General features: G+C 30.8%; 1 protein-coding gene and 1 pseudogene. Both read right to left on the bottom strand.

Annotated features, from left to right (window positions below):
- Positions 1–241 (bottom strand): annotated as a pseudogene (locus tag ACNDLV_RS08075) (hypothetical protein); the annotation flags it as partial.
- Complete coding sequence (locus tag ACNDLV_RS08080; RefSeq protein ID WP_498883093.1) at positions 231–485, bottom strand: hypothetical protein; 255 nt, start codon at positions 483–485, stop codon at positions 231–233. The gene ACNDLV_RS08080 and the pseudogene ACNDLV_RS08075, both read right to left, overlap by 11 nt.
- Positions 486–493: the final 8 nt, after the last annotated feature.

Raw genomic sequence — 493 nt, forward strand, 5'->3', positions numbered from 1 at the left:
CAGTTACCTTGTCTTGACGTAATACGCGAGCTGCTTGGATTGCTGCGTGTTCAGCAATAGCGTTTGGTGAGTAAACAGGAACATTAGTAAAGACTTTAATTCTTTGAAGCTTATTATTCACTTCAACAAAAGCATAAATCCAACCTAACTCATTGAAAGAATCAGCATAAGCATTACCATAGGCCTTGTTCTTGCGTTCCATTAAATCAGTAAGAGCAGTATCAATTTTTTTAAAGTCCATGTTTATCCTCCCATAATTTATCAGCAATATTTTTATTAGTCATTTCTCTAAGTCTCTTATTTAGTGATATTAGTTTGATGAAAATTTTGTAAAATGGGTTATTTGTAGTCTGGTAAGCAAGTTTTATAAAATCTAATTTAATAGCGGGCTTAAAGCAAATAAAATTGTCAATGCTATAACGAATATCAACATCATATTTATTGAATATGAAATTAATATTCCAAGCATCTTCAGAAACTGTCAAATTTTTTG

The organism is Lactobacillus fornicalis (assembly GCF_055362665.1).